This window comes from Streptomyces sp. UH6 (assembly GCF_013421635.1).
GTDB lineage: Bacteria > Actinomycetota > Actinomycetes > Streptomycetales > Streptomycetaceae > Streptomyces > Streptomyces abyssomicinicus.
Window position 1 is genome coordinate 1 of the sequence record NZ_JACADT010000583.1, and the last position, 3,607, is coordinate 3,607.

The following is a 3,607-nucleotide window of genomic DNA, read 5'->3' on the forward strand; positions in this document are numbered from 1 at the left end:
GGCTCGGCGCCGCGCTCGGCCAGCTCGGCGTCGGTGAGCGGGCCCAGCAGCCGCAGGACGTCGGCCACGCCCTCCGCGTCCTTCACCCGGCGGTCCTCGGTGAGCCACTGGAGCTCCCGCTCCAGCTCGGTGAGCACGTCGGCGTCGAGCAGTTCGCGCAGCTCCGCCTGGCCGAGGAGTTCGGCCAGCAGCCGGGAGTCCAGGGACAGCGCGGCGGCCCGCCGCTCGGCGAGCGGGGAGTCGCCCTCGTACAGGAACTGGGCGACGTAGCCGAAGAGCAGGGACCGGGCGAACGGCGACGGCTCGGGCGTGGTCACCTCGACCAGGCGGACCTTGCGGGACTCGATGTCGCCCATCAGCTCGGTCAGCCCGGGCACGTCGAACACATCCTGGAGGCACTCGCGGACCGCCTCCAGGACGATCGGGAAGGAACCGAACTCGCTCGCCACCGACAGCAGCTGGGCGGCCCGCTGGCGCTGCTGCCAGAGCGGCGTCCGCCGGCCCGGGTTGCGGCGGGGCAGCAGCAGGGCGCGGGCGGCGCACTCACGGAACCGGGACGCGAAGAGGGCGGAGCCGCCGACCTGGTCGGTGACCAGCCGGTCGACCTCGCCCCGCTCGAAGGCGACGTCGGCCGCGCCCACCGGCGCCTGCTCGCCGTCGTACTCCAGGCCTGCCCGGGCGGGGTCCTGGTCCATCAGGTCCAGGCCCATCAGATCGGCGTCCGGCAGGCGCAGCACGATGCCGTCGTCGGCGTGCATCACCTGGGCGTCCATGCCGTAGCGCTCGGACAGGCGCGCGGACAGGGCCAGCGCCCAGGGGGCGTGCACCTGCGCGCCGAACGGGGAGTGGACGACGACGCGCCAGTCGCCCAGCTCGTCGCGGAACCGCTCCACCACGATGGTGCGGTCGTCGGGGACGTGGCCGCAGGCCTGGCGCTGCTCGGTCAGGTAGGCGATGACGTTGTCCGCCGCCCAGGCGTCCAGGCCCGCGGCGAGCAGCCGCAGCCGGGCGTCCTCCTCGGACAGCGAACCGACCTCGCGGAGGAACGCGCCCACCGCGCGCCCCAGCTCCAGCGGGCGGCCGAGCTGGTCGCCCTTCCAGAAGGGCAGCCGCCCCGGTACGCCCGGCGCGGGGGAGACCAGCACCCGGTCGCGGGTGATGTCCTCGATCCGCCAGGAGCTGGTGCCGAGCGTGAACACGTCGCCCACGCGGGACTCGTAGACCATCTCCTCGTCGAGCTCGCCGACCCGGCCGCCGCCCTTCTTCGGGTCGGAGCCCGCGAGGAACACGCCGAACAGCCCGCGGTCCGGGATGGTGCCGCCCGAGGTGACGGCCAGCCGCTGGGCGCCGGGCCGGCCCGTCACCGTGCCCGTCACCCGGTCCCACACCACGCGGGGCCGCAGCTCGGCGAAGGCGTCGGACGGGTAGCGGCCGGCCAGCATGTCCAGCACGCCGTTGAACGCCGACTCCGGCAGCGAGGCGAACGGCGCGGCCCGGCGGACCAGCGCCAGCAGCTCGTCCACCTGCCAGCCGTCCACCGCGGTCATCGCCACGATCTGCTGCGCCAGCACGTCCAGCGGATTGGCGGGCACGCGCAGCGACTCGATGGCACCGGTGCGCATCCGCTCCGTCACCACGGCGGCCTGCACGAGATCACCGCGGTACTTGGGGAAGACGACGCCGGTGGACACCGCGCCCACCTGGTGCCCGGCGCGGCCCACGCGCTGCAGGCCGGAGGCGACCGACGGGGGCGACTCCACCTGGACGACCAGGTCCACGGCGCCCATGTCGATGCCCAGTTCCAGGCTGGAGGTGGCGACCACGGCGGGCAGCCGGCCCGCCTTCAGGTCCTCCTCGACCTGGGCGCGCTGCTCCTTGGAGACCGAGCCGTGGTGCGCCCGGGCGATCACCGGGGGAGCGCCCTGCGCGGCGCCGGAGCCGCCCATCAGCTCGGCCGGGGAATGCTCCTCGGGCAGCGGCTCGCCGGTGGCCCGTTCGTAGGCGATCTCGTTGAGCCGGTTGCACAGCCGCTCCGCCAGACGGCGGGAATTGGCGAAGACGATGGTCGAGCGGTGCGACTGCACGAGGTCGGCGATGCGCTCCTCCACGGAGGGCCAGATCGACGGCCGCTCGCCGTCCTTGCCGGCGTCCGTGGCGGGGGAGCCGCCCAGCTCGCCCATGTCCTCCACGGGGACGACCACCGACAGGTCGAACTCCTTCCCGGACGGCGGCTGGACGATCTCGACCCGGCGCTGCGGCGAGAGGTAGCGGGCCACCTCGTCGACCGGGCGGACGGTGGCCGACAGGCCGATCCGGCGGGCCGGACGGGGCAGCAGCTCGTCCAGCCGCTCCAGGGAGAGGGCCAGATGGGCGCCGCGCTTGGTCCCGGCCACGGCGTGCACCTCGTCGAGGATCACCGTCTCGACGCCGGTCAGCGCCTCCCGGGTGGCGGAGGTCAGCATCAGGAAGAGGGACTCGGGCGTCGTGATCAGGATGTCCGGCGGCCGGTTGGCCAGCGACCGGCGCTCGGCGGCGGGGGTGTCACCCGAACGGATGCCCACCCGGACCTCGGGCTCGGGCAGACCGAGCCGCACCGCCTCCTGGCGGATACCGGTCAGCGGGCTGCGCAGATTGCGCTCCACGTCCACCGCCAGGGCCTTCAGCGGCGACACGTAGAGCACCCGGCAGCGCTTCTTCGGCTCGGCGGGCGGGGGCGTGGAGGTCAGCTGGTCCAGGGCGGCGAGGAAGGCGGCCAGCGTCTTGCCGGAACCGGTGGGGGCCACCACCAGGACGTCCGACCCCTCGCCGATGGCCCGCCAGGCCCCGGCCTGGGCCGAGGTGGGCGCGGTGAAGGCGCCCGCGAACCAGCCGCGGGTCGCGGGGGAGAAGCCTGCCAGGGCGGGATGGGGGGTGCCGGCCATGGCTCCATCCTGCACCTCACCACCGACACTCGCCGCTGACCTGCCCGAATATCGAACACGCTGACCGGAAGGCGGCCGGCCTGCCTAGGCTGCGGGCGTGGCACACGAGACAGCGCACACGCAACGTCCTGACCAGCCGGATCCCGCCGACGCCAAGCCCGACGCGGCGGTGGTCCGTGACGCCCTCGGGGTCGGCGTCGCGGTGGGACTGTCCGGCTTCGCCTTCGGGGTGACCTCCGCGGGCGCCGGGCTCACCCTGCTGCAGACCTGCCTGACCAGCCTGCTCATCTTCACCGGCGCGTCGCAGTTCGCCCTGGTGGGAGCGCTGGCGGCGGGCGGCAACCCGTTCACGGCGGCGGCCGGGGCCTTCTTCCTCGGCGTGCGGAACGCCTTCTACGGCCTGCGGCTGTCGCAGCTGCTGGCGCTGCGTCCGGCGGTTCGGCCGGCTGCTGCCCAGTGGGTGATCGACGAGACCACGGCGGTGGCCCTGGCGCAGCCGACCCGTCGGGCGGCGCGGATCGGTTTCACCGTCACCGGCGTCACCCTCTACCTGCTGTGGAACCTGACCACGCTGCTCGGCGCGCTGGGCGCGGAGGCGATCGGGGACACCGAGGCGTGGGGGCTGGACGCCGCCGGCCCGGCCGTCTTCCTGGCCCTGCTGGCGCCGATGCTGCGCAGCGCCGTGG

2 protein-coding genes are annotated in these 3,607 nt (G+C 74.5%); one reads left to right on the forward strand and one right to left on the reverse strand.

Features of this window, described 5'->3' with window-relative positions; genetic code table 11:
- Positions 1 to 2,921, reverse strand: a 2,921-nt coding sequence (locus tag HW445_RS22430) for a DEAD/DEAH box helicase (protein ID WP_180222773.1), incomplete at its 3' end; no start/stop codon positions are given.
- A 97-nt stretch (positions 2,922 to 3,018) separates the two neighbouring features.
- Between HW445_RS22430 and HW445_RS22435 the strand changes: the two genes are divergently transcribed.
- On the forward strand, positions 3,019 to 3,607 hold a 589-nt coding region (locus tag HW445_RS22435), incomplete at its 3' end, for an AzlC family ABC transporter permease (RefSeq protein ID WP_180222774.1).